The sequence below is a fragment of the Vibrio sp. OPT20 genome (assembly GCF_963889365.1).
Lineage (GTDB): Bacteria > Pseudomonadota > Gammaproteobacteria > Enterobacterales > Vibrionaceae > Vibrio > Vibrio splendidus.
The window spans coordinates 1015443-1040470 of the sequence record NZ_CAWPOA010000031.1 but is presented as its reverse complement, the minus strand read 5'-3'; the positions used below and the strand labels follow the sequence as shown (position 1 = coordinate 1040470).

The 25028-nt window shown below is 42.6% G+C and carries 14 protein-coding genes and 2 pseudogenes; 6 read left to right on the top strand and 10 right to left on the bottom strand.

Annotation, left to right across the window (positions count from 1 at the left end):
• Window positions 1-230: 230 nt before the first annotated feature.
• Window positions 231-1268 (bottom strand): polysaccharide lyase family 7 protein, encoded by a 1038-nt coding sequence (locus tag AACR09_RS05740; RefSeq protein WP_108195796.1) that lies wholly within the window; start codon window positions 1266-1268, stop codon window positions 231-233.
• 538 nt (window positions 1269-1806) lie between these two features.
• Between AACR09_RS05740 and AACR09_RS05735 the strand changes: the two genes are divergently transcribed.
• Window positions 1807-2667, top strand: a complete 861-nt coding sequence (locus AACR09_RS05735; RefSeq protein ID WP_004733526.1) for an oligogalacturonate-specific porin KdgM family protein — start codon at window positions 1807-1809, stop codon at window positions 2665-2667.
• Between the two features lie 192 nt (window positions 2668-2859).
• Complete coding sequence (locus AACR09_RS05730) at window positions 2860-4089, top strand: hypothetical protein (RefSeq protein ID WP_193836146.1); 1230 nt, start codon at window positions 2860-2862, stop codon at window positions 4087-4089.
• 965 nt (window positions 4090-5054) lie between these two features.
• Here AACR09_RS05730 and AACR09_RS05725 read toward each other — a convergent pair.
• The 6 genes from AACR09_RS05725 to AACR09_RS05700 form a co-directional block, all read right to left on the bottom strand.
• Window positions 5055-6623 (bottom strand): polysaccharide lyase family 7 protein, encoded by a 1569-nt coding sequence (locus tag AACR09_RS05725; protein ID WP_193836145.1) that lies wholly within the window; start codon window positions 6621-6623, stop codon window positions 5055-5057.
• Window positions 6624-7044: 421 nt separating this feature from the next.
• Entirely contained in the window at window positions 7045-8787 is a 1743-nt protein-coding gene (locus AACR09_RS05720) for a polysaccharide lyase family 7 protein (RefSeq protein ID WP_193836144.1), read from the bottom strand.
• Window positions 8788-9024: 237 nt separating this feature from the next.
• Window positions 9025-10896: a methyl-accepting chemotaxis protein gene (locus AACR09_RS05715; RefSeq protein ID WP_193836216.1), complete on the bottom strand. Its 1872-nt coding sequence runs from the start codon at window positions 10894-10896 to the stop codon at window positions 9025-9027.
• A 1048-nt stretch (window positions 10897-11944) separates the two neighbouring features.
• Complete coding sequence (locus AACR09_RS05710; RefSeq protein ID WP_004733521.1) at window positions 11945-12826, bottom strand: NAD(P)-dependent oxidoreductase; 882 nt, start codon at window positions 12824-12826, stop codon at window positions 11945-11947.
• A gap of 641 nt (window positions 12827-13467) precedes the next feature.
• Window positions 13468-15546 (bottom strand): DUF4962 domain-containing protein, encoded by a 2079-nt coding sequence (locus AACR09_RS05705; RefSeq protein WP_017077170.1) that lies wholly within the window; start codon window positions 15544-15546, stop codon window positions 13468-13470.
• Window positions 15547-15765: 219 nt separating this feature from the next.
• On the bottom strand, window positions 15766-17544 hold the full coding sequence (locus AACR09_RS05700; RefSeq protein WP_004733497.1) for a sodium:solute symporter family transporter: 1779 nt from the start codon (window positions 17542-17544) through the stop codon (window positions 15766-15768).
• A gap of 985 nt (window positions 17545-18529) precedes the next feature.
• Between AACR09_RS05700 and AACR09_RS05695 the strand changes: the two genes are divergently transcribed.
• The 4 genes from AACR09_RS05695 (at window position 18530) to AACR09_RS05680 (ending at window position 22002) form a co-directional block, all read left to right on the top strand.
• On the top strand, window positions 18530-19000 hold the full coding sequence (locus AACR09_RS05695; RefSeq protein WP_017080997.1) for a hypothetical protein: 471 nt from the start codon (window positions 18530-18532) through the stop codon (window positions 18998-19000).
• Window positions 19001-19025: 25 nt separating this feature from the next.
• Complete coding sequence (locus tag AACR09_RS05690; protein WP_017080996.1) at window positions 19026-19952, top strand: tripartite tricarboxylate transporter substrate binding protein; 927 nt, start codon at window positions 19026-19028, stop codon at window positions 19950-19952.
• Between the two features lie 85 nt (window positions 19953-20037).
• Window positions 20038-20493, top strand: coding sequence for a tripartite tricarboxylate transporter TctB family protein (locus tag AACR09_RS05685; protein WP_029222392.1), 456 nt, complete (start codon window positions 20038-20040; stop codon window positions 20491-20493).
• 9 nt (window positions 20494-20502) lie between these two features.
• The gene (locus AACR09_RS05680; RefSeq protein ID WP_193836143.1) at window positions 20503-22002 is read left to right on the top strand and encodes a tripartite tricarboxylate transporter permease; all 1500 of its coding nucleotides are present in this window, start codon (window positions 20503-20505) and stop codon (window positions 22000-22002) included.
• A gap of 269 nt (window positions 22003-22271) precedes the next feature.
• On the opposite strand, the gene AACR09_RS05675 is transcribed toward AACR09_RS05680, so the two are convergent.
• From AACR09_RS05675 to AACR09_RS05665, 3 genes and pseudogenes are all read right to left on the bottom strand, one after another.
• Entirely contained in the window at window positions 22272-22988 is a 717-nt protein-coding gene (locus tag AACR09_RS05675) for a FadR/GntR family transcriptional regulator (RefSeq protein ID WP_017091179.1), read from the bottom strand.
• A 390-nt stretch (window positions 22989-23378) separates the two neighbouring features.
• Window positions 23379-24175 (bottom strand): annotated as a pseudogene (locus AACR09_RS05670) (fumarylacetoacetate hydrolase family protein).
• Window positions 24176-24498: 323 nt separating this feature from the next.
• A pseudogene (locus AACR09_RS05665) lies at window positions 24499-25028 on the bottom strand (heparinase II/III domain-containing protein); the annotation flags it as partial.

The following is a 25028-nucleotide window of genomic DNA, read 5'->3' as shown; positions in this document are numbered from 1 at the left end:
TTCCTACGCTTTCTGAATACAACCTTGTCTTTTGACAAGGTTGTATTGTTTTAGCTGTACCTTTCATTGGTAGGCTTCACGTACACCCTCATTGATACCAAGGTCACATTAATACCAAGGTCATCTTAAAACTCATATAAAACAAAAAGACCACTCAACATTCGGTTAAGTGGTCTTCGAAAATATTCCTTAAGGACTGCGTATAGCTAGCCTATTGGTTATGTTATGTGCTATTTACCGTTCAACTTAAGCGCTGAGAAAGTCACACTGTTGTAATCGCCATTCTTTTTATCGACAGCGAAATCGCCAGTACCGCCACAACCTGGCCCCCATACAGGGTGAGAATCGCTCACACTACATTGGCCGTATGCGCCCGCTTTGTAATAGAAATCATCTTCAGCATAACCCGTTGGTGAATCAAGTTCATCGATGCCCTTACTCAGGTCGATTTCATACTTAACGGTATCGTGACGCTCGGTTTCAAACGTTAGGTACATCATGGTGCCTTTCACTTCCACTTTGTAACTAAACTCTTCACCAAGAGCAATACCCGCTTCACCCGGCTCTGCAGGGTTTTCCCACGTGTTACCCCACACTGGATAAGCGATATCGGCACGGTTAGGATCTTTTTTCTCTAGGTTACGTTCATAGTTCCAGAATACTGAACCCATTTCTTGGTCAGGAAACTTCTTATAGAAGATCTTTAGTGGTTCATTACCATGCCCATAACCGGTTCCAGCTTTGATTAGCTCATTGTGTTTTTTAGCATGAATCTGACCAACCACAACAGAATGCGCTGGGTATTTTTCTGGGAACTTAGCGTTAACTGAGACGTGATTAACTTTTAATGTCGCTTCTAATGTTCCGCCAACAGCACTGTATTCACTAGCCGCTGGGTGACTCGACAGTGCCCACTGGTTTCCTTTATCAGCCGTATCGATAGAGAAATCTGCGCCTCTTGGCATCTGGCGTAACTCAGAACGCGCATTCTTCGAGTTTTTCGTCGTAATCGCTTGGTTCTGCACTTCAAATACAAGGTTGCCGTCTTTATCAAGATGGAAGAAATCATTATGTGAGTAGCTCATCATAGCGACCCCTTCGATTTCATCAACGCGACCATCTTCATTAATATCTGAAGGTATGGTTATTTTCCAATTATGCATATCGAATTTATCGGCAGGTACGGGGTAAGAAACACCGTTATTTGCGAAAGTAACCATTGGCACAGTCGCTAATAACGCCACTGCTAATATGTTTTTCTTAAACATGACTCATCCTTTATTGTTAACAGATACTGAGTACACTCTCAGCACAGAAACTACTTTTGAACACGAATTAGTACTAAATATTTTCTCTTCGACTTAAATAAACCAACCAATAAATAGAATTTACATTTCGCCATCTTTTAACTTTTACCAAACATTTGGCGGTGGTTTATATCTATATCCCTCAACATGCCCCGTTATGTTTAAACCACAACAACTAGAACATCGATATGAAAGAGTGGGAACATTCTTACATTTGTATTATTTTAACACATACAACCAACTGAGCTTACAAGGTTTGTTAATATGAGAACTGAGTCATGATTGATTTGATTGGTAAGCCTTAAATTGAGATATTCATAACATTTAGCTATATAAATAGGCCATTAGTCGGAACTTTTGATAGATCTCACAGAAATCTACCCTAGGAATAAATACCATATTTGTCATACATTAATTTAATACCATATAAGGTATTGGTTTGTGAGTCAGGGGTACATTGGATGTATCCAAAATAAAAAAATAATAGTGAGACAAAGGTATGAATTCTGTTACAAAAATTGCTGCAGCTGTTGCATGTACTCTTTTAGCGGGCACAGCTGCTGGTGCATCTCTTGATTATCGTTACGAGTATCGTGCTGCGACGGATTATACAAAGACTAATGGTGATACGGCTCACGTAGACGCTCGCCATCAACACCGAGTTAAGCTAGGTGAAAGCTTTAAGCTGTCAGACAAGTGGAAGCACTCTACTGGTCTAGAACTTAAGTTCCACGGTGATGACTCTTACTATGATGAAGATTCAGGTTCTGTTAAATCAGCAAACAGCCAGAGTTTTTACGATGGCAATTGGTACATCTATGGTATGGAGATCGATAACACTGCGACATACAAAATAGACAATAATTGGTATCTACAAATGGGTATGCCTATTGCCTGGGATTGGGATGAGCCTAATGCTAACGATGGCGACTGGAAGATGAAGAAGGTTACGTTTAAACCTCAGTTCCGCGTTGGCTATAAAGCAGACATGGGTTTAACGACCGCAATTCGTTACCGTCATGAATATGCTGATTTCCGCAACCACACACAATTTGGTGACAAAGATTCTGAAACTGGCGAGCGTTTAGAATCAGCTCAAAAGTCTAAAGTTACACTGACGGGTTCTTACAAAATTGAATCTCTACCTAAGCTTGGCCTTTCTTACGAAGCAAACTATGTAAAATCTTTGGATAACGTACTTCTTTATAATAGTGATGACTGGGAATGGGATGCTGGCTTAAAAGTAAACTACAAGTTCGGTTCTTGGAAACCTTTTGCTGAAATCTGGTCTTCTGATATCAGTTCATCTTCAAAAGATCGTGAAGCTAAATACCGTGTTGGTATTGCTTACTCATTCTAATAATAAAATAGTCAGAATATAAAATAGCCCTCTCCTCTTGTAATTTATTTGGGCATATTTTAATTACTTTATTTTAAATAATAGGATGTTCTAATCAGAATTAGCTTCATCCTAATAAATATTTAACGACTATTCATTATCTATTTCTTATGTGATTTACATATGGATTTAATATCATAAAGAGAATATTTTATGCAGATTTCTAAAGTCGCTACAGCTGTCGCTCTTTCGACAGGTTTATTATTCGGTTGTAACAGTGATGGTTTACCTATTCCGACAGATCCAGGCGGAACAGACCCTGTTGAACCTGTTGAAGTTTACTCTATAGAAAACGTCTATTGGGATCTGACAGGTGGTGCTGTTGCTGCACAGTCACTCAGCGGAACTTCACCATATCGCTTTGATAATAATGAGGAAGGTACTCGTGCTCTAAGCATTTACAGTGGAGACGTAGCTAATGGCTTCACTTTTGAGAGTTCAATATATACTGCTGAAGAAGAAGGTGTTGTTTCCTTTGAAGGTAAGGACTGTACTTACACAGTGACTGAGCAACAGCTAGATATGACCTGTGAAAAAGATGACGTAGAAACAGCTTACTCAGCAACAGAGATTACAGATGAATCTGTTATAACTGTATTAGAAAATGCCGATGATGGAAAACCTAAATCAGTCGATGATGTGAACGCTGCGATTGCATCAGCAGAAGATGGCGCGATTATTGATTTATCATCTGAAGGTACGTTTGATACCGGTGTTATTGAGCTAAATAAAGCTGTCACAATCTCCGGTGCTGGTTTAGCAACCATTACCGGAGATGCTTGTATTGATGTCACTGCACCCGGTGCAGGTATCAAAAACATGACTTTTGCTAACGACAATTTGGCCGGGTGTTTTGGTAGGGAGTCAGCTGGTACTTCAGATAATGAAACTGGTGCGATCGTTATTGGTAAAATTGGTAAAGATTCAGATCCTGTAGCACTTGAAAACCTAAAGTTCGATGCAAACGGCATTACCGAAGATGATCTAGGTACTAAAAAAGCAAGTTGGTTATTCTCTCGAGGTTACTTTACATTAGACAATAGCGAATTTGTCGGTTTAAGTGGCAGTTTCCAAAATAATGCAATTCGTATTAACTGTAGTAGTGACAACGGGCGATTTGGTTCACAAATCACAAATAATACATTCACTATTAACTCTGGTGGTAGTGATGTGGGCGGAATTAAAGTTGGTGATTCTAGCAGTGCCGTCATAAAGAATAGTGATGATAACCTTGGCTGTAATGTCACTATCGAAAGCAATACGTTCAATGGTTACAAAACCCTACTTTCAGCTGACAACGGTAAAGATATAAGAAATACAGCCATCTACGCACAACCATCTGCAGTGAACACTGCGGCAGGTAAAGAAAATATCTTGAACTAAGACTAAGAATATCAAAACAGACAAGTTGACTTGCTGTTTGCTTACCTTAGAACCTGACTTATTCAAAGCCATAGCAACTGCTATGGCTTTTTTTATTTTTTAAAACACAGAGCTTATGACACGATTAAATTTAACAAACCAAATATCTATTTTATTAACTCTAATTAAAAACCAAAATAACTCTAGTGCTAATTGTCATTCTGTCTTTCTACTGATCTAGCCCTCTCAAAGCCTGTATCGATCATAGATAGACAAAGTCTCTCAGTTCTATACTAATCCTACAAATTATTATTCAGCGTCACCGTACAACTACAATCAGGGCATTTACGGCCTGCAGGTAACTAACGCAAAAGCGCATAACCTTAAGCTGTTAGAGTCGTTTGATTATCGACTTGAACCCACCAGTGTATTTCATAGAGCATAAGAGCTAATAGAGTGATGGCCCTGCCCTTCTAATTATGAAAGAGATAAAGCACTATTTATGGCTATTGCTAGGATCCTCGCCAAACAACCCAAGCGTGACGGTTCCAAGAACAGAACGGGAGTAATCAGCTAGACTGGCGCTATTAGTAGACCACGCATAATAATACGTTCGTGTATAGACTTTGCATTGGTACATACCTTGAGAACCAAGTCGAAGTTTTCTAGCTATGGCGATTCCAAAATAATATTGCCATTGTTTAGCTTTGAATAGGAAGCAATATGACCTGTTATCAGCTGAGATTAATCATGACTGAGGTTAATTGTGATCGGCGCTTGGGGGTTAATAGTGGCTGATAATGACTAAAGTTAATACTGAATGAGCTTAATGATAATGTCTTAAACTCTGTGCAACTGATAACTACCCCTCTCCGACTCAATTAAATCATACGCTTAAGCCCAAACAACAGGAGGCAAAAAAGCCTCCGAACCCTAAGGCTGGAGGCTATTGCGATAGCTTTAATGTTAAGTGTTATTCGACCAGATTACTTTTTGTATTGATCGTGCGATACGTCTAGCTGGTAGAAAGTCGCTTGTGAGTAATCGTCTAGGTCGCCGCTGATGTTTTGGTTGTAAACACCGGCCTTGAAGTACATGTACTTGCCGCCTGCGTCGTAGCCACTGTTGCTCATATCAACCACTTGTACAACATCGTCTTTACCTTCGCGCATTAAAGTAACTGTCATCGTGTTGCCTTTAACGTCAATGCGGTAGCTGAACACTTCGCCAAGCGCGATACCATCGTCACCTACTTCAGCCGTCATATCGCCCACTAAAGGGTAAAAGTCCTCTTTGGTCGCGTCTTGGCTTTCGTGTGCAAAGTAAACTGCGCCCGTTGCTTGGTTTGGCAGTTTACGGTAGTACAGACGAATCGGCTCATCGTTTTGATCGTGAATCTGACCAATGATAAAGCGACCCACTTCGTTCGCATTACCTGTCGTTGTTGCGTGGTCGATTTTCAACGTCGCTTCTAGAACGCCGTCAATACCCGCCGCCGACTCTAGGTCAGACTCAGGTGCGCTTGAGAATACCCAGTTGTTCTTGTTAACGCCTTTAGTGCTAATAGACTGATCACCACGACGCATCATTTCACGAAGCTCTGTACGCGCGTACTTAGTGTTTTTAGAGGTACGTACACCTTTCACGTAAGCTTTGAATACTAGGCCGCCGTCATCAGCTGTGTAGAAGATTTCAGGGTGTTGGTAACCGTTTGCAAGGTTCCACTCAGAAACGTCATCAGGCTTGCCGTTTTTATCATGGTCAAATGGTTGAGATAGGTACCAATGCGTCATGTCAAAGTTTTCGCTTGGCGAGTTACCTGCAACTGGTGTCGCTGGCAGGCCTGTCGGAACTGGCAGTGCACTGCGTGTGTCACATTCAACGGTCGTATCGCAAGGGTAAACCGCTGCTACGCCGAAGTTACCAGAGCGTAGATCTTTGCGCGCATCTTTACGTGCTTTTTCTGCCGCTTTCATTTCCGCGATAATCACGGCTTCTGCTGCGACCACGTCTGAAGTGATGATATGGCTAGCAGGACATGCGTTAATGCTACAGTTAACCGCCGCTAATCCAGTCACACTGTTCCAACCGTTTTTGGTGTTACCGTGACCAACGTATCTTACGTAGCGTGCTTGCACTGCTGGCTCAAATTGGAAACGCTCTAGGCCGATCGCTTTACCTGAGCTTAGTTGGTTTTCTAGTACCGTTGTCCAGCTTTCGCCATCAACACTCACTTGGATATCAAATTTAGATTGGCGCTGATTACCTTTACTGAAAGATGCCTGAACCGCGTCAAACTCTTGTACTGAACCATAGTCTAGCGTTGCCCACTCGCCGTCACCCGCAGATGACCAACGTGTAGTTAGGTCTTGGTCAACGAGACGATCAGGTCCGTTACCATCATGGCTACTAGCGGAAACAGCAACTGGCGTCAGAAGCGCTTCACCAGTTTCTTTGTTATTTGGAAAATCAGCAGTAGGCGTGCTCGTGCTCGCACAACCAACCGCAAGTAGAATAGAAGAAGCGAGTAAAGTTTTTAGAGTAATTTGTTTCATATTTAATCCATTATTATAATACAAAGACAGCGTTCGTAAGTGAAAGCTAAATCAGCAAACACGAGCTATAAGGCGATTCACCTATCAGTATTTGCGATAACACGAAAATATTACGTAATCTTATAATACAAATAAAACATTTCGTTGGATAAATGAGACTAGGAACACTTTCCGATTTTTCCATACTTTAACTGGATCACATTTCCTATTGATAAAAGACAATATATAAAAATTTAGAATGCGAAATGAGCTAGCAAGGGCAGAACAAGCGAGCTGTAATCGTGTGTATTTTCAGGGTTCGAGCAGAACATTTGTCCTTCCAAACACATCACTGTAAGTGTCCAAAAACAAAAAAGACCACATTGTAGGTATCAATATGGTCTTCTTCATTACCGACATGGCTAATCAAACATCAGAGAACTCAGTTATGCTCTGCTCTTAGAGAACTAAAGCTCACATCAAACACTTCACCCGCATAGTCGCTATCAGGCTTAAATTGTGGGTAGATGCCCGCTTTGAAATAGAAAGCGATGTCTGTCGATGTCCAATCTGACGTCAACGAGACCGTGTCCCCATCTTTATCTGTGTAATCTTGTCCCCAAGGGATTAAATGAGAAACCGTATTAGTTCCATCTAAATCATGAGTCGCCAAGTAGATACCGTCTTGATTGGCGCGAATCGTATATCGCCACTCTTCACTTGCCGAATAAGTACCTAACTCGACACTGAACGGGTCACAGTGATTACAGTCTTGGTTGTTGCGCTCAAAATCAGAGTTCAGTATCACTCTTACTGGCTTACTCTCGCCTTCCCATAACAGCTTCACCAATGCTTGATTGATCTTCCAACCATGGATTTGCCCAACTACCACTTTGGGATCTTGATTATTGATGTTCGGGTAATCTTCAATTCGTAAGCTTGCGGTTAACTCGTGACTGGTAGCGTTCGTTCTAGTGTCGTCCAAATACCAACTAGTATCTTCATCGCTGGTGCTACAATCCGGTTGAACACTGCTTTGATACAACTCCCTGAGCTCAGAGCGAATATAGCTAGAATTTTCGGTAGAGGTGCCATATCCCATATCCGCTCTAAAGTGCACTCTCCCTTCATCGGTATTGAAATAAGAAAGGTCAATATCGCTATGATAGACATCGCTATCATTAGCGAGAAGGTCTTTACTCGATTCACAGCGCTCAGGTTCTAGTTCAGCCGCACTGTCACCCCCACTTCCATACCAAGTGTCTTTACTCGCAGGAATCGTCAACTTCCAATCATTAATATCCCAATCGTTTGAGCCGTTGACCTGTGTGGTGGTGTATCGCAGTGCCTGAAAATGAGCCGTGGCTTCGCCATTTTCAAATTGATTATAGATACCCGCTTTAAAATAACTCAGTAGATGCTGCCAGTAGGTGATGTCTTCGTCGACTTTAACTTCATCGTTCACTTTGATCGAAAGGGTGTTTTCATAAACAGAAAGATCAAACTTAGTGAAGCTATCGAGATCCGCCTCTCCTAAATCATAACGATTATATGAAGTTGCATAACAATCCGAAGAGTCAGCAGCGCTGCTACAATCAATGGCATTATTTTTCATGACTGCCCAGTAGTGACCTGTGAGGCCATTTCGTTCTTGCTCCCAAACCACACGCAATAGCGGATGAGGGATATAACCCGTACCACTCTCATCTGTGCCTTTATTGTGGATCTGTAGCACGGTCACTTCATCGTGATCAGCCGGTGAACTTGCCATCGAATGTTCGATATCGGGCAAGCTTATTTCTGCATACAAACTGCGTCTTACGCCTGCTTCATTGATATCGAAGTTTTCTCCCTCACGAACTTCAGAGCGCATCTTGTAGTTCGCCATTTTGAAGATGAGATTCTCCGTCTCTTCGTCAGCATAAAAATAATCACTGACATAACCATCGAAGTTACCATCTTTGACTTCAGAGGTTTTATTGCCCTCCTCTCCATTAGGATCAGACACCTGAAGATCTGAGCTGGAAAGGATGTTTTGATACTTGGCAATATCATAGGGAGCAACAACACCATAAGATGCTCCTGGGTTATTGGTATCAGAAGGGTCACTTGAGTCACCGGAACTGCTTCCACCGCAGCCATACGTAAACGAAGCGAGTACGACGACAAAGATTGGCTTATTCACATTTATCTCACTTATCCATAAGAGTAGAGTGACAATGTATATTTGTACTATTTTATGTCAATTATCTATTTATCAGAATGTGAGATGCGGCAAATGAAGTGAAATGAACGGATATTACGTAGAGTTAGACTCAAGAACAACGCAGAAAAGCCACTCTAAACTCGACAGTTATTGAGTGGCTCTCAGATCAACAACTAAACTTAACATGTTGATTTTTAGGTATAAATATTGGAAATATTAAACCTTAAAGCTGCTCATCAATTCACTAACGCTACCGTTAAGTGTTTTGATTTCTGCTGATTCAGTTAACTGATCTTGGCTTAGTTTATTAAGCTCCTCAACAAAGCTTTCAATCTTATGCATGTTCTTAGCAATGCTCTGAATAAGGGTGTTTTGCTCAACAGACGAACCCGAAATGTCATTATTAAAACGACTTACTGTTTCCATCTGCTCGGTTAGCTTCGCCAACATGTTTACAGCTTGAACAACTTGAGCGCGAGTCAGTTCACAGTTACTTTTGGTCAACTCAATAGATTTAACCAAACCATCTGATTTAGACTGCAAGCCAGATAACGCTTCATCAATTTCAGAGGTACTGATTTGCGTTCGGTTGGCTAGCGCACGGACTTCATCAGCAACCACCGCGAAACCTCGACCATGTTCACCCGCCCTCGCCGCTTCAATTGACGCATTCAATGCCAGCAAATTAGTTTGTTCCGCAATTCCGCCAATCACAGACACGATAGACTGGATGCTCTGCGTTTCATTGGCCATTGAGCGAATGTCATCAGAAGTGGTGCAGACTTGCTTCTCAAGATCACTGATATAGGTTTCCGTCACCGTGTTAATCTGTTTCGTCTCATCACTGAACACAGCGGCCTCTCTTGCTGCTTCTGCCGCCGACTGAGAACTCTTCTCTACTTCGTTTGATGCTTCAGACAAGCCGTTAATCGCAGAGACCACTTGAACCGTTTCATCAGTATGAACTTTCAGTACATCGCTGGTTTCTTTACAACCTTCGCGAATACTCAGTACCTTGGTATCGAGATCCGAGTTCTTGTATTTCACATCCTTAACCATCTCTTGTAAGCCGATAATGAACAAGTTGATGTCTTTGGCGATATGCCCTAAGTCATCATTCCCCTTCTCAGCAAGCCTTTGAGTGAGGTCTCCGTTACCTTGTGATAGATCGTGGACGATTTTGCGCAGTGACACGATTGGGCGGTAGAAACGATTCAGAAGTAAAATCATCAATATCACCGAGCCAAGTACACAAGCGACGATAAGGATGCGCGCACTCGACATCACGCCATTCAGCTGATTGAGCGCGAGTTCAGGGTCAATACTAGAGATCATGAACCACTCTTTCTGGCTGCCAATATCCACTTTCTTGGCCATCAAGATTCTCTGGTTACCATCAATCACACCCTCAATGAATTGATCAGGCTGTTCAATGGCACTGTTGAGTTTCATTTGAGTATCTGCAGAAGATATATTGGTTTGCGGAAGTACGTTTTCGATTGTTGAAGCGACCACCATCCCCTTCTCGTCGATGATAATGCCTTTGGCTTCGTAGATGCTGTCCAGCTGTTCAAGCTGCGTTTCCAAATCGTCAAAACGTATGTCGGCCATGATGACACGATCTTGGTATGAGTACGTCACACCAATCATAGGCACTTGAGTACTCTTAGTGAAAAACAGATCACTAAAAGATAAGCCTGATTTCAATTTGGCTTGTTGATACCAAGGTCGAGTGGTTGGATTGTACTTTTCTTTTATTCCAACACCGTTGGGGAAAGACTCTGAAGGGCGAGAGGTATAAGAACGGCCGTCGTCAAAACCCACTACAATCTTGTCAATGCCACCGAGCTTTGCAGCATAATGCATGAGTGCTTCATTCGGCACTTGGTATGGAGATGTCATGAACTCTTGTGCAACAGAGTTAACGGTATCGATGGTGCGCTGAACGGTACTTTCTATTTGATTGATTTCTATCGTAAGCGAGTGATCAATCTCGTTATAAATCGTTTGGTTTACCTGTTCAGTGGCCAAGTTAAGCGTAAACCAGTTCGTAAATGCTAAAGCACTAGAACTGACGATCGCTACCATTAAAATCAATTTTCCTTTAAACCCTAGAGACAATTTTGAATTCATAAAACTCATCATCCATATCAACCTATGTCTATTATTTTCATCCGAATGAAATGGTCATTTTTTACATTTTCGAAGATACGGAAAGCGAAACTTGTTCATGCCGATCCATCGTCACAACCATCAATTTAATTAATATTGTATGTTTAATTAGCCAAGCATTCTGTGAGCGATCTTGATATATTAAAACTGGCTAAAACCGCCCTGTGACATAGGTATCATTTATGAGTTTGGATTTTGTTCTAAGTTAAATATTGACGCATAACACACTCAAATAGATCGATTTTTAGATAATTAGCTCATCATTTCTCCGATAACATCTTTTCGAAAACTCTTCTTCTTTACCTCACCCAGCAGAGTGAGAAAATGAGTCTTAACTCACATTTCTACCAACTAACCATTCACTAAAGGCATTCAATTTTAAAATTTATTTGTAATACAATAAGCCTTAAGTTATGGTGTATTTGAATCATAACTTAAGTTCTTTCTGGATGCTTTTGTTCAATTCAAAGTGATAATTGAAGCAACCGCTTTAAGGTCATTGAACGCGTTTAACGTAGAAACTGTCGGGGGATCTCGTTATTCGTTTTTTCACTTACTATTGCTCATTTGTTTGTCCAGACGGCTCGTCCGAACATGCCCATACAGTCACCAGCTGTGTGGGCTTTTTTTTACTTTCTTTTCAGACCCGATACTCGAGCAGCGTTAAGCCATCACCAACAATCAGTTAAGTGTGCTGGTTTTAAGTTTACGAAGAAAAGTAAATGAACGAGTGGGTGCTCGAAGGTTTTGAATTTACCGTTAGAAATAGATATAGAAAAAAATAGGAATTGAGGCAGTAACAGAGTTTTGATTAGGTGTAGTTGAGGAAATTGAAGTAGAAGTAGAAGTAGAAGTAGAAGATTTTAACGAGGGAACAAAGGTTGGATATGGCAGATAAAAACGAACCTCGCTCAGGTATCGCTGCCTAGAAGACAAGCAATACCCTAGCGAGGTCGTACGTCTATTACTTCTCTAGTTTAGCGAAGTAGTCGAAGATTACTGGTACGTCGTTGTTACCCATGCCAGCATCTACAGCAGCTTGTAGGCTTGTTGCAGTACCTTGAGCGATTAGAGACTCAGTACCTAGCTCTTCACAAAGAGCAAGGAAGTAGCCAAGGTCTTTGTTTGCGTTAGCAACAGAGAAACCTAACTTCTCTTCGCCGTCTACTGCGTAGAACTTACAGAATTGCATGAACGGAGAGTTAGATGGACCTGCAGACATGATGTCAAACAGTTGTTGGCCATCAACACCAGCGCGTTGAGCAACAGCGAAAGCTTGAGACATAGTCGCAACAGTCGTCATACCCATGAAGTTGTTTACAAGCTTAGTCACGTGACCAGAACCTAGAGCGCCTAGGTGGAATACGTTTTCGCCTTGCTCTTCAAGAACAGGTTTAACTTTGTTGAAAGTTTCCATGTCGCCAGCAGCCATGATGTTCAGAAGACCATCTTTAGCGTGTGCTGGAGTACGACCTAGAGGTGCGTCGATCATGCCCGCGCCTTTTTCAGCAAGAGCTGCGCCGATTTTCTTAGTAGAAGCAGGGATAGAAGTACCGAAGTCTACTAGTACTGCGCCTTCTTTGATGCCCGCTAGAACGCCGTCTTCGCCGTAAACGATTTTTTCAACAACAGCAGAAGTTGTCAGACAAAACTGAACGATGTCACTTGCAGCAGCTAGTTCTTTAGCAGAAGTGAATGCAGTTGCGTTGCCGCGATCTGTAACGCGAGCAACAGCTTCAGCGCTTAGATCCATTACGTTTACGTGGTAGCCGCGCTTTTGTAGGTTTTCAACCATGTTGCCGCCCATAAGACCTAGGCCAATGAAACCGATTACAGGTTTAGTCATGTTCAAACTCCAAATATAGTATTGTATGATTATATGCTCATTATAATAACGACGTCTTTCTCGTTACGCAATAGTTTTAGGGCATTGATTTGATGGTTAGACGCAAGTTGTGACGGGGGTTCACTTTACGAGAAAATATGGGGCACGCTTTGTACTTGCAGGAACTATTTGCCACTTTAAAAACCGTCTATTGATGAAATAACATACGTTAAATGTCATACGATTAGTAAGAACAAGCTACGCCTTTACCTATGTATAGTTCACTACTCCCTTACTCAGCCAGTGATTAGGCTGTTCACGGAAAAGTAAGTCATAACAATTTCTAGGAAACAGGCGTTGGTGCCCTGTTCTTCTAACGGAGCGATACATGCGAGTCTCTTATACGACTCCTGCACATTTCATTCAGCATAGTGGCTAAGTACATGCCCGGTCTTTGTGTGTATCAGTATCCAGATTTAGCCCTGAGCCACTGACTTGGCATCGAGAAGCTATTTATCACTGGCCAATTAAGTGTTCTTGCAACCTGATGGGTTTGCCACTTATCTGACTTATCCAACTCCAACTTAATTGGCTAGACAAACAAAAAAACTCCGAGCTTTCACTCGGAGTTTTTAGTATCTAACTTCTGTTACTTCAGCGGATTACAGTTCGATTGAAACCGTTTCACCGTCAACATTTAGCAGTAGCGTGTTGCCTTCAAGCTTGTGAGACACTTCAACTTGCTCGCCTTCGTTTTTATTAGGAACGAGAAGCGTCAGGATGTTGTGCTCTTTCGATGGCTTGAATTCCACTTCAACGTGACGGTGGATCTCGAGATCTTTAAACTCGTATGGGTCAACTTCGCCGAAGCCTTCAACGTTCTTAACTGAAGTGATGTTATCAGCAGACTCGTTGATGAAGTTTACGTCTAGGTGTGCAACTTCGCCGCGGATAGTGAAAGACTTGTCTGCCACTTCGTTTGCGAAAGTTGTGTGCATTAGCCAAGTCATGTCTTTCTCTTCAGAAAGCGTTGCCTTGTCTTGCATTACGAAGACTTTACCTTGAACGAACCAGACTTTACGCTTGTAAGATTCGATTTCAGGAACAAAGTACTTGTAAGATGCCGTTGCATCACCTTCAACCATCTTCACATCAGATTCAGTGTCGAAGTCAGAGATAGTACCGCCCGCTTCGATACAGAAGCGATCTTGGTGGTTTTCGTAGCCTGTGTTCTTGTTCTCGCCGTACTGACCTTTACCGCCAAATAGTGGCAGGTTTTTAGAGAACGTTTGACGACGCCATTTCGTGTGCATATCAACACCGAAACCACCGTAGTAACCTGTTACTGACGCTAGCGTTTCACCAAATGCGTGAAGCGTAAATGCGTTTTGGTCACCGTGAGAGTGGCTGATTGAGCCAAACGGAGAACATTTGAATACCATGTGAATATGATTATCACGCTCAGTCATCTTGTTGTGGAATGCAGCCCAACCCGTGATTGGGAATACTTTCAACAGTGGATCGTTCGATGGGGCTTTCTCTTCAGGTGCATCCCAAAGGAAGTTAAAACGAAGATCGTCATAACCGAAGTCCCACCAACCGAAGTTGTAGAATTTGGTGTGTGCTTCAGTATCACGGCCTTTCAGTTGGTTGTAGTACCAAACGTACTCAGGCTTCTGGTTAACACCTGCGTAGTGCTTGATGTTGTAAGCCAGTTTTAAACCTGGGAAATCGCCGATTGAAGACTGGTCACAGAAGCTCGCGCGCTTAGAGTGAACAGGCATGCAGTAAAGCGGGAAATCACCTGTGTTTTCGTAGAATGTTTTGTTAAACATGTCTACACCACAGTATGCTTTCAATAGGTCAAATGCTTCGCCTAGGAATGCAGTTTGCGTGTTCCAGTAATCAGGACCTTCAGCCCAACCGCCGTCTACACCGCCCCATGGTGGGTAATGTACTGCGTAGTATTCTAGCGCGTATGCAATGTACTCGCCTGCTTTCGGGTGATCGTGGTAAAGCGCGATACACGTTGGGATGATAGCAGAAGAGATAGAACGAACACCGTGGCTGTTTAGTGGGTTGTTCAATAGATCAACTGTCACTTTCAGGTGGTGCATGATTTCGTCTAGACGCTCAATCAAAGCATCTTGAACTTGCTGGCGTTCTTCATCTGTGAAGTAGCCGTGTAGCCAGTCGTAACCCCAAGCCATAGCAGCGATAACACGGAAAGCCGCTTCATCGTTATAGCCACGAGAAGTCACGCCTTCTGGATCGTACGTAGACAGTTTTAGAGTCCAAGCTTTTGCTTTCGCAATGAGCGCTTCGTCTTCTTTTACAACACCAGCAATCGCTAGGTTACGTGTCGCGTTCAGTGCCATTTGGCAATCAACGTACATTTGACGCCAATAAGGACGCCATAAAGAAGCTTTACCTACCGTCTCAGCTGGGTACGCTTGAGGCTCTTCGAAAGGAGCAGTCTCAAGGAACTTAACGGTAGAGTTGTTGTAGAAATCATCAAACATACAGTGAGCTTGATCAGCTTTCACTTTTGCTTTGAATTCTTCTAGCTGATCAGCTTGAACGAGAAGACGCGGACGTGCTTCGCTCAAGGTGTCTAGGAATGATAGGTCGAAGTCACGTGTTTGAACTTCGATAGGGAGTAGGTCTACAAGATTACCTGCTGAAGTATCGTTTTCCAGCTTCATCTTCCTGATTGCATCAAGAGATTTTTGGTCGCTCATTCTAACTCACTTATTTTTCAAGTTGATTGAAAGGAATTAGCAATAATATACGTCTTATTGTAGGACAATTGAATATATTTCGATTCGATTGAACCACTTTGTACAGTTTTCGTGATTTAGGTCAGATATCTTTCACCTGACGGTTTTCCAGTTCCGCAGAATAAAAAAATGCGACGCCCTTTCGAGTCGTCGCATTCTACTATAAACGTTTTCTATGTATTAGCTTTCGGTTACTGCTTTCGCTTGCTTGCCGCCGTCATCGACCGCTTTCACAAGTAGAATACCGACACCACCAACTATCACACCACATAAGATGAAGACTAGGCGCCCCCACATTGGGTTAGTCAGAAGAGCCATCAGCATAATACCAACACCCGCTACTGCGATAAGCTTACCAAGCATTTGACGTTGTTTGTTATCCAACACTTTTTGCTCTGCCGATTCTGCTACTAATGGTGTATCTAAGTTGCCAAAGAACTTATCAACATCCGCTTGACGTTCTTTTGATAGAGGCTTGTAGAACATCGTAGATAGTACGAAGAAGCCACCGGTTAGCGTGATGTGAGCAATAAGACCAATCGCAACTTTAACATCAGACCATTCACGTCCTGTTAGAGTATCAAGACCAAACGCCGCTGCTACCATCTCCGCGTTGATAACAAAACCAACCACATAAGATACGATACCACCAACAACTAGCGTACCCCAACCAGCCCAGTCCGGAGTCTTCTTGATGAAGAAACCAAGGAATGCAGGAATCGTCATAGGGAAACCGATTAACGCACCTACGTACATCATTGTATCAAACAGGCTCAAACCTTTTAATGAGTTGATGAACTGTGCGATTAGGATAATAGCGAAACCAAATACCGCTGAAGTAATTTTAGATACGGTTACTAGCTCTTTCTCTGATGCTTGACCTTTACGAACGATTGTTTCGTAGAAGTTCTTAACAAAAATACCTGAGTTACGGTTTAGACCTGAGTCCATTGAAGACATTGTCGCTGCAAACATCGCGGCAACTAGAAGACCAACCATACCTGCTGGCATGTACTCTTGTACGAAGTATAGGTAAGCAAAGTCGCCCGCTTTTTTACCTGCATTAGGGTAAGCCGCTGATAAATCAACACCTTGGCCTGCAATGAACCAAGAAGGCATGAACCAAATAAACACACCACACAACATCAACACACAAGCAAGCAATGCAGCTTTCTTAGCATTCTTTGAATCTTTTGCTGCTAGGTAACGGTATGAGTTAAGCATGTTGTTCGTGATTGAGAACTGCTTAACGAAGATGAAGAATGCCCAAATCGTAAAGATGCTTAGGTAGTTGATGTTGTTGCCCCAAAGGAACGAACCACCATCTTGTACTGGGAAGTTGTTAACAATCTCACCAACACCGCCACCTTGAACAACCGCTACAACCGCACAAGTTACCGTTACCGCCATGATGATAACCATCTGCATGAAGTCAGATGCGATTACCGCCCATGAACCACCTGTTACCGACATTGCCAATACCACTAGGCCAGTCACCCAGATAGTCATGTTCATGTCGAAACCGAAGATACCCGAAGCGATGATTGCCAATGCGTTTAACCACACACCCGCAGATACCACTGAGTTCGGCATTGAAGACCAAGTGAATACTTGTTCGTTGGTCGCACCAAAACGCATACGAATCGCTTCGATTACCGTAACAACGCGAAGTTGACGGAATTTCGGCGCGAAGTACGCGTAGTTCATGAAGTAACCAAATGCGTTGGCTACGAAGATGACCGCTACAGCGAAACCATCATTATACGCTTTACCTGCTGCACCGGTGAATGTCCATGCACTAAACTGGGTCATAAAGGCGGTTGCACCAACCATCCACCACAACATGTTACCGCCCCCGCGGAAGTAGTCACTAGTAGTACTTGTAAATGTTCTAAACATCCAACCTATCGCAATCAAGAATAGGAAATAAATGCCGACAATAATCGTGTTGAGTTCCATCGTGTATCCTTTGTCCGTTTTAATTTGTTACGAGGACTATAGGAAATTCGACCCTTTATTTGTAGTACAATAATCCAAATAAGTGATGGTGATCTTATTTTGATTGATTAAGTTAATTATATATATGACATAGGATGGAATATGGCTAATCCATTAAGGAAATTGTTAGGGTTTTAGGTAAAAACTCAAAAGATCAAACACTAAAAATAAATTTCACCTTAAAAACAACAACTTAAAACAAAAGTGAGACTTTGCACACTTATTAACAAATACAACCAAACACATATAAACTTAAAGATCTCAAAAATAATAAAAGAGAATCCTTAACCAAACCCACATCATTCATCACACAATAAACCAGTGTTTTTTACGAAATCGAGCGGGTAATATCATTAGAATTCAATTTAAATTTGTGTAGTGCTCTTATCTTTAGATCTAAATATAAATGGATGAGAAATCACCTCAATCGAATGACTATTTCAACCATTTCCTGATGAGTTAAGAGAGGAAATTTAAGATGCTGTCTCTGGGAGTCATAAAGAGAACGTGCAAAGATTAGAGGGTATTGAGCAACTCGAATAGCTAAAGAAAGATGAAAAAATAATTGAACCAAAACAGTGCAACACGCTTCCTGAAAACAAACAGATTAGCTCGCTAACATGTTCGTAGGTATCCCATTGTTTTATAGGGTGCCCTATTATCACGCCAAAATTTTCGCCCATATGAATAAACAGAACGGTGACAATATGATGGTGAACTCATATCTAAAAAATCAACCAAAATAAAACTGGGTCTTTGTGCATTTATATCCAGCTCAAAAAAGACCAGAATCACACTATTTCCGAAACAATATGGTTAAAACAAGATCGAAGTCTAGTTAGAAGACTTCCGGTTGTGATCGCTCCGCGCTTCCAAGCTTTCGTTAATTGAAGAATTATTGTCATACAATATTCTATATACCTAACCAGACATAAGGACATGTGGCATGCGCTCAATGAAAGATATCACTCAAGACGCTATCGATATCGTTAAACCCTCTATCGACAAACTGTTTGAAAGAACCAATAGAAAAGAACTGCATATTGTCGTTATGAATCCACACCTCAAACCTTGGGAAGCCTCTTTCGAAGACGCCATTCTTTATGAAGAGTCTTTAGGAACCCCTGATAACTGGACTATCAAGTTTGATCACCTTGCTCGTAAGAAAGCTCAGCAAGCATGGCGAGAATCGACAAGCAATCTAACACTTCATTCTCAACACCCATCTTCATTACGTGACGAAGACTTACTGTTTTATGGTTCGTTTGTTTACGGAAACGTGGTTGTTGCCTGCAGTGGCGTACAACAATGGTATGACATGCTGATCAGTGGCTGGATAGCGGTAGCTATTGAACAGCTAGCAATGCACGAATACCAAACAGAAAAAGCAGAAAACCCTACAAAAACATATCGTTAATAATTAGAAACAGAAGGAACTTACTATGAGTAAATTATTGAAATCCATCATGCTGGCAGCTGGCATACTTGTTTCTGCAACGTCGATTGCAGCAGACTACCCGAGCAAAAACATTCGCTTAGTTGTCCCATTTGGCGCGGGCGGCGGTACAGATGCAGTTGGCCGTACCCTTGCAAATAGTGCGAAAGACATTCTAGGACAAAACATTTCAATCATGAACCGTACGGGTGGTGCGGGCGCCGTTGGAATGAGCTTTGGTGCCCAGCAGCGTGCGGATGGTTACACATTAACAGTAGTAACACGTGAAATCGCTTCGCTTCCTCAAATGGGTTTGATGCGCCATACCGCAGACGATTTTAGACTCATTCGCTTAGTAAACCTCGACCCAGCGGTCGTATTAGTTGCAGCAGATAGCCCATACAACACCATTAATGATCTGATTAAAGAAGCCAAAGAAAACCCAGGTAGCGTGAAATTTGCTTCAACCGCTGCGCCAAACTTCTACTTAATGTCCCTTGAAAAAGACCAAGATATTAAACTCAACGCTATCCCTTACAACGGTGCATCTGAAGCAATTCCTGCTGTATTAGGTCATCACACAGACGTGACTATGGTTACTCCTGGTGAAGCTATCGCTCAACTTCGTTCAGGCCAACTAAAAGCATTAGGTGTCATGTCAGAAGAACGTATTCAGTACATTCCCGATGTTCCTACTTTGAAAGAGCAAGGTATTGATGTAGTAACAGGAACATGGCGTGGTATCGGCGCTCCAAAAGATACGCCGGATGCAGTAATCGAGAAACTAGGTGCGGCATTTGATGAAGCAATGGCAAGTGAAGAGTTCAAGTCTTTCATGGCAAAAGGCGCAATGACTATCCACAATCTTGACGATAAAGCCTTCACTACGTTCGTTTCCGAAGATACAAAATCGCTTACTGAACTAATTCAATAACATTCATCCAGAGGCACAACGATCAGTTGTGCCTTTTTTATCGGTATGTACCTTTCCCTTGCTTTACTTTTTAGGGGCAAATTCTATGTCTAATGCCAACTTAAATCGGAATGTCGTTTTCCCTTCCATAATCATCATATTAAGCGCAATAGCACTCGCGTTGATTACTCAGTTTGATCGTCCGATGTATCAAGATGCAAGTGTTGATGCAAAATTCTTCCCGATGATGATTGTGATTGCTCAAATTGCTATCTGTATTGTTCTCATCGTTCAGCACAAACTCAAAGGTGTTCCAGAACAACAAGAAGCGATGATAAGCAAGATGTCTATCTTCGGCGTGGCCTTTCTTATTGGATACGCGTTACTCATCAGTGTGGTTGGCTACCTTTACGCGAGTTTGATTGCCTTTATGTTCTACCTCGTTTACTTCAAAGTTAAGAAGCCAATCTACTACGTTGTCGCCGTTGTCTTTGTGTTTGCGGTTTACTATTTGTTTGGCGAGGTGTTCTACATCGCACTTCCTGAAGCAACCTGGTCATAGGAGGTCATAATGTTTGAATATCTAATCGATGGTCTCGCAACCGCTGTGAGTTTTGCAGTACTTCCTGTCCTTGTTTTTGGTGTACTAGGCGGTGTAATTTTAGGCGCACTACCCGGTCTAACAGCGACGATGGGCGTTGCGATTCTCCTTCCGTTTACCTTTGGCATGGAACCGACGTCAGCCCTCGTGATGTTAATTGGTGTATACATTGGTGGTATTTACGGTGGTTCTATTGCCGCAATACTACTTAAAACACCGGGGACACCAGCGTCTGCAGCAAGTGTACTCGACGGCCACACCATGGCTGTAAGAGGGCAAGCAGCAAGAGCATTAAGTATTTCGGCTGTTGCTTCATTCATTGGCGGGTTACTCAGTACTATCGTCCTTATTGCCATTGCGCCTAAATTAGCGACCTTTGCGTTGCGTTTTAATGCACCAGAGTACTTCGCACTTGCTCTGTTTGGTTTAACTATCATTGCGAGTGTTTCTTCGAACAACATCTTTAAAGGGTTACTTGCGGGTACGATTGGCCTACTGGTTTCTACCGTTGGGCTCGACCCAATCAGCAGTGTGCCAAGGTTTACTTTTGACATCATGGATCTCTACAGCGGAATCAATGTCATCCCTGTTTTGATTGGTTTGTTTGCTCTATCTGAAGCATTAAACCAACTAGAGAAACTGTTCTCTGAAAAGAAAGTCGTCGCGCCGAAGTTTGACCACAAATTATTGAGCAAAGGCGACCTTAAAGAAATGCTACCAACCGCAATAAAAAGTGGTTTGATGGGAACAACCATCGGTTCTGTACCGGGTGCTGGTGCTGATATTTCGGCATTCGTTTGTTACAACGAAGCAAAACGTTCATCGAAAAATCCCGAAGAGTTTGGTAAAGGATCAGTACGAGGTCTAGCAGCAGCCGAATCTGGAAACAACGGTGTAACGGGTGGTTCGTTAGTTCCATTGTTAACACTTGGCGTTCCGGGGGATGCTGTGGCAGCGGTTCTTTTAGGCGCACTCATTGTTCAAGGTTTAACACCGGGGCCTCTGCTGTTTGCCCAAAACCCTGAAGTGGTTTATGGCGTATTCAGCTCGATGTTGGTTGCTAACCTTGTGATGCTAGTGATTGGTTTACTGGGTATTCGTTTCTTCTGCCGTATCATTGAAGTACCCAAGATCATCATGATCCCAATTATTGTCTTCTTGTCGATCGTTGGTGCTTACGCGATTAACAACTCGATGTTTGATGTGGGTATTGCGATCGGTTTTGGTCTATTGGGCTTTATCTTAACTAAACTGGACATTCCGTCTTCGCCAATTCTGCTTGCGATCATTTTAGGGCCAATGGCAGAAACAAATCTGAGGAAGTCCCTGCTGATGTATGATGGCAGTTGGTCTTTCCTTTATGAGCGCCCTATTGCACTCGCGTTTATCTTGTTGGCTGTATTCTCTGTTTATTCAACGTTAAAAATGAAGAAGAAGCAGAAACAAAAGGAAACAGAACAATGTCCATAGTTGACGGCTTGTTCAATGGATAGCGGTTAAGGCAGAATATTTAGCTTATGACCTATAAACTTAAACCTTAAACCTTAAACCTTAAACCTTAAAAACCACAGCCAGAGACCTACGTCTCTGGCTTTTTAGTACAGAATAAATAATCAATTTCTGTAAAAACAGACAATAAAAAAGGCACGCACTAGGCATACCTTTTTAAGTCGTTTATCTGAACGTGAGGCTGTTCATCTCAATGTGAGATGTCTCAGATGCACTTTAAATCGTTTCTATTACGCAGTAGCCAAACGGTGGTTAGCATCTTGCAAGTGAGCTGCAGACACAACTCTCGCCTTGTCACTGTCACCCGCCATGATAGCTTCATAGATTCTACGGTGTTCATTGATACATGTGCTTCCCTCTTCAGAAGAGTGCACAATGAAGTTAATGAACATGGTTGTCAGAATGTTGCCAAATGGCAAGTAGAAGTCGTTACCGGTCGCGTTGAAGATCAAGCTATGGAAACGAGTATCAATGTCTGTCCAACGCTCTTGGTCAAACACTTCTGCTTCATCCACTTCGACCATTTTTTGGAAGATCTCTGAAAGCTCGATACGTTGCTCAGCCGTCGCAAATTTTGCCGCCAGTGCACACGCTTCAGGTTCAATCGCACGGCGAAGACCTAAGAACTGTGAACAGAATTGGTCTACGTCGGTTAGACCGTCCATCCATTCAATCAGTTGTGGATCAAGGAAGTTCCAGTATGCGCGGTCTACTACACGAGTACCGATTTTCGGGCGGGACTCTAATAGACCTTTAGAGGTCAATAGTTTAACTGCTTCGCGAAGTGCCGTTCGGCTGATACCAAACTGTTCACACAACGCCATTTCACCAGGAATAATAGAACCTTGCGGCAGATCACCAGACAAAATTCCACGAGCGATTTCGCGTGCTACTTGCACGTGCAGGCTACGCTTCGAGCCCGAAATTGAATTAAAAGTGCTAGCCATAAGTTCGCTTATTTATATGTTATGTTTATGTATTATTTAAGGAGCACTATAACAGTATTTCAACCTACAGCCAATTGAGTAAAATCAAAGCGGATAGTACCTATTAATTTATGCAATTAATCAAACACTTAGAAAGCATCTAATTTCTCTTAGCTAGAAACACTGTGTTACACCACTAACAAAACCCTCGCCGAGCATGTAGGTTCGTCATTCTCGTTTTTTCTGCTCGCTTCCAAAAACATCACTCAATTGGGCTAAAATAATGGAACCGAAAAACGGTTAGTTTATTCACTACACAAGTTAACCTAGTTCAAATTAATAGGTTCAAGTCGTCTACGTACTGCAAATTCAGACATAAGCTCTGTAGGTCCCAACGCTAATTCAATTCCATCAGAACCGCACTTCGTTGACCACAGTCCCTACCCCTTCAATCGTGACACTCACTTGATCTTTGTCGGACAGAGCATAGGTTCTACCTGGTGTTCCCATAAAAATAAGATCGCCCGGTTTGAGGGTAAAATAGTGGCTCAAATAGCTCACGACTTTTCTTGGCTTGTGGATCATGAACGAAGTATTTTCTTGTTGAACCACTTTACCGTTAACACGAGTGGTTAACTCAACATTGTTGTAATCAATGCCGCGCACAATTGTGTTGCCAACCGGGCCAAAACCATCGGAAGCTTTCGCTCGGAGCCATTGTAAATCGGCGCCTTGCCAACTTCTTTCAGTAATATCGTTGCCCACCGTGACGCCAAAGATCGCTGTTCGGCTTCTTCTTCACTGGCTTGACTGAGCTCTCTACCAATCACAACCACCAGCTCGCCTTCAAAATGAACATTTCTTGCTTTTGGTGGCACTTGAATCACTTCGCCCGTGAGAATCAAAGAAGAAGGAAGTTTAAGAAACATCGGCGGTGGTGCATCGGCAGGTGAGGCTAAGTGGCTAGCGAAGTTCATCCCGACGGCGAAGACTTTCTCTGGTTTTGTCGGTAGTAACACCTCAACCGACTCTAACGGGATCGAATTTTTTGCTACCGAATATTCGCCAAAGAGATCGCCGCTGACCGGCAACACTGCGTCATTGTCTAGCTTTCCATAGCTGATTTTGTCTTGGTATTGATAACGGACGAAATGCTCACTGCTCACCTCAACATTCTTATTTTCTGCCGCCAATGCGACACCAGACATCGCAACTATTGCCAATAACCACTTCATCCTTGAATCCCTTTATTTTTAAATCCTAAATTATACTTTAGCCCACTCTGTAAGATTCGAAGGAAAAGGGAAGCTCCGTTGCCCATCCTCTTTCCCCCTTCTTATAAAAGCAGCACGCATAAAAAAACCGAGCAACTCGCAGTGAGTTACTCGGTTTGACTTATTCCCGATGTATTCAGTCGTTGTTGGTATCAACGAACGATTTTGCAATCACGACTGAATTCAATGTGATGCTTCGTTCCCGCAAAGCACCACATCAATACATGCCATCGTTAAACGGCATGTATGTTAATCATTTACAGTTGAGCAAATGATCCTTCCCACGAGTATGTCTCACCCACGAACTCAACAGTGTGAGTTGCTTGCTGCGTGTCTTCAGCTTGGTTTGAGATACCGTAGTGGTAAGTGTTGCCAGAAGTAGTCTGAATGCGAACAACAGTCCCGACACTGTTATGGCCCACAACAGATACTGATTTAACTAGACCACGAGCGCCTACAGAGGCTTCGATAGACTCGTTAAAGTAACCATGCGTTTCTAGTACAGAAGCAAACACGTGGTTTTGACCAGACTGACGTAAGATGAACGCAGGCTCACTCTTAAGGTTGAAGTCTGGATCGTTAGCACCAGTGCGAGCAAAAATCACTTCGCTGCCCGCATTCGCGCTGGTTACTAGGCTGTAGTAGCTGCTGTCATGTAGCCAGCTTACTAGAGAACCGCCTTCGTTCACTTTACCTGAAGCCACGTTCCACAAGTGCTGGTAACCGTTGTCTTCACCTAGCGGCTTAAGCGTTTTTTCCATGTTGTATTCAAAGTCAGTACGGATGA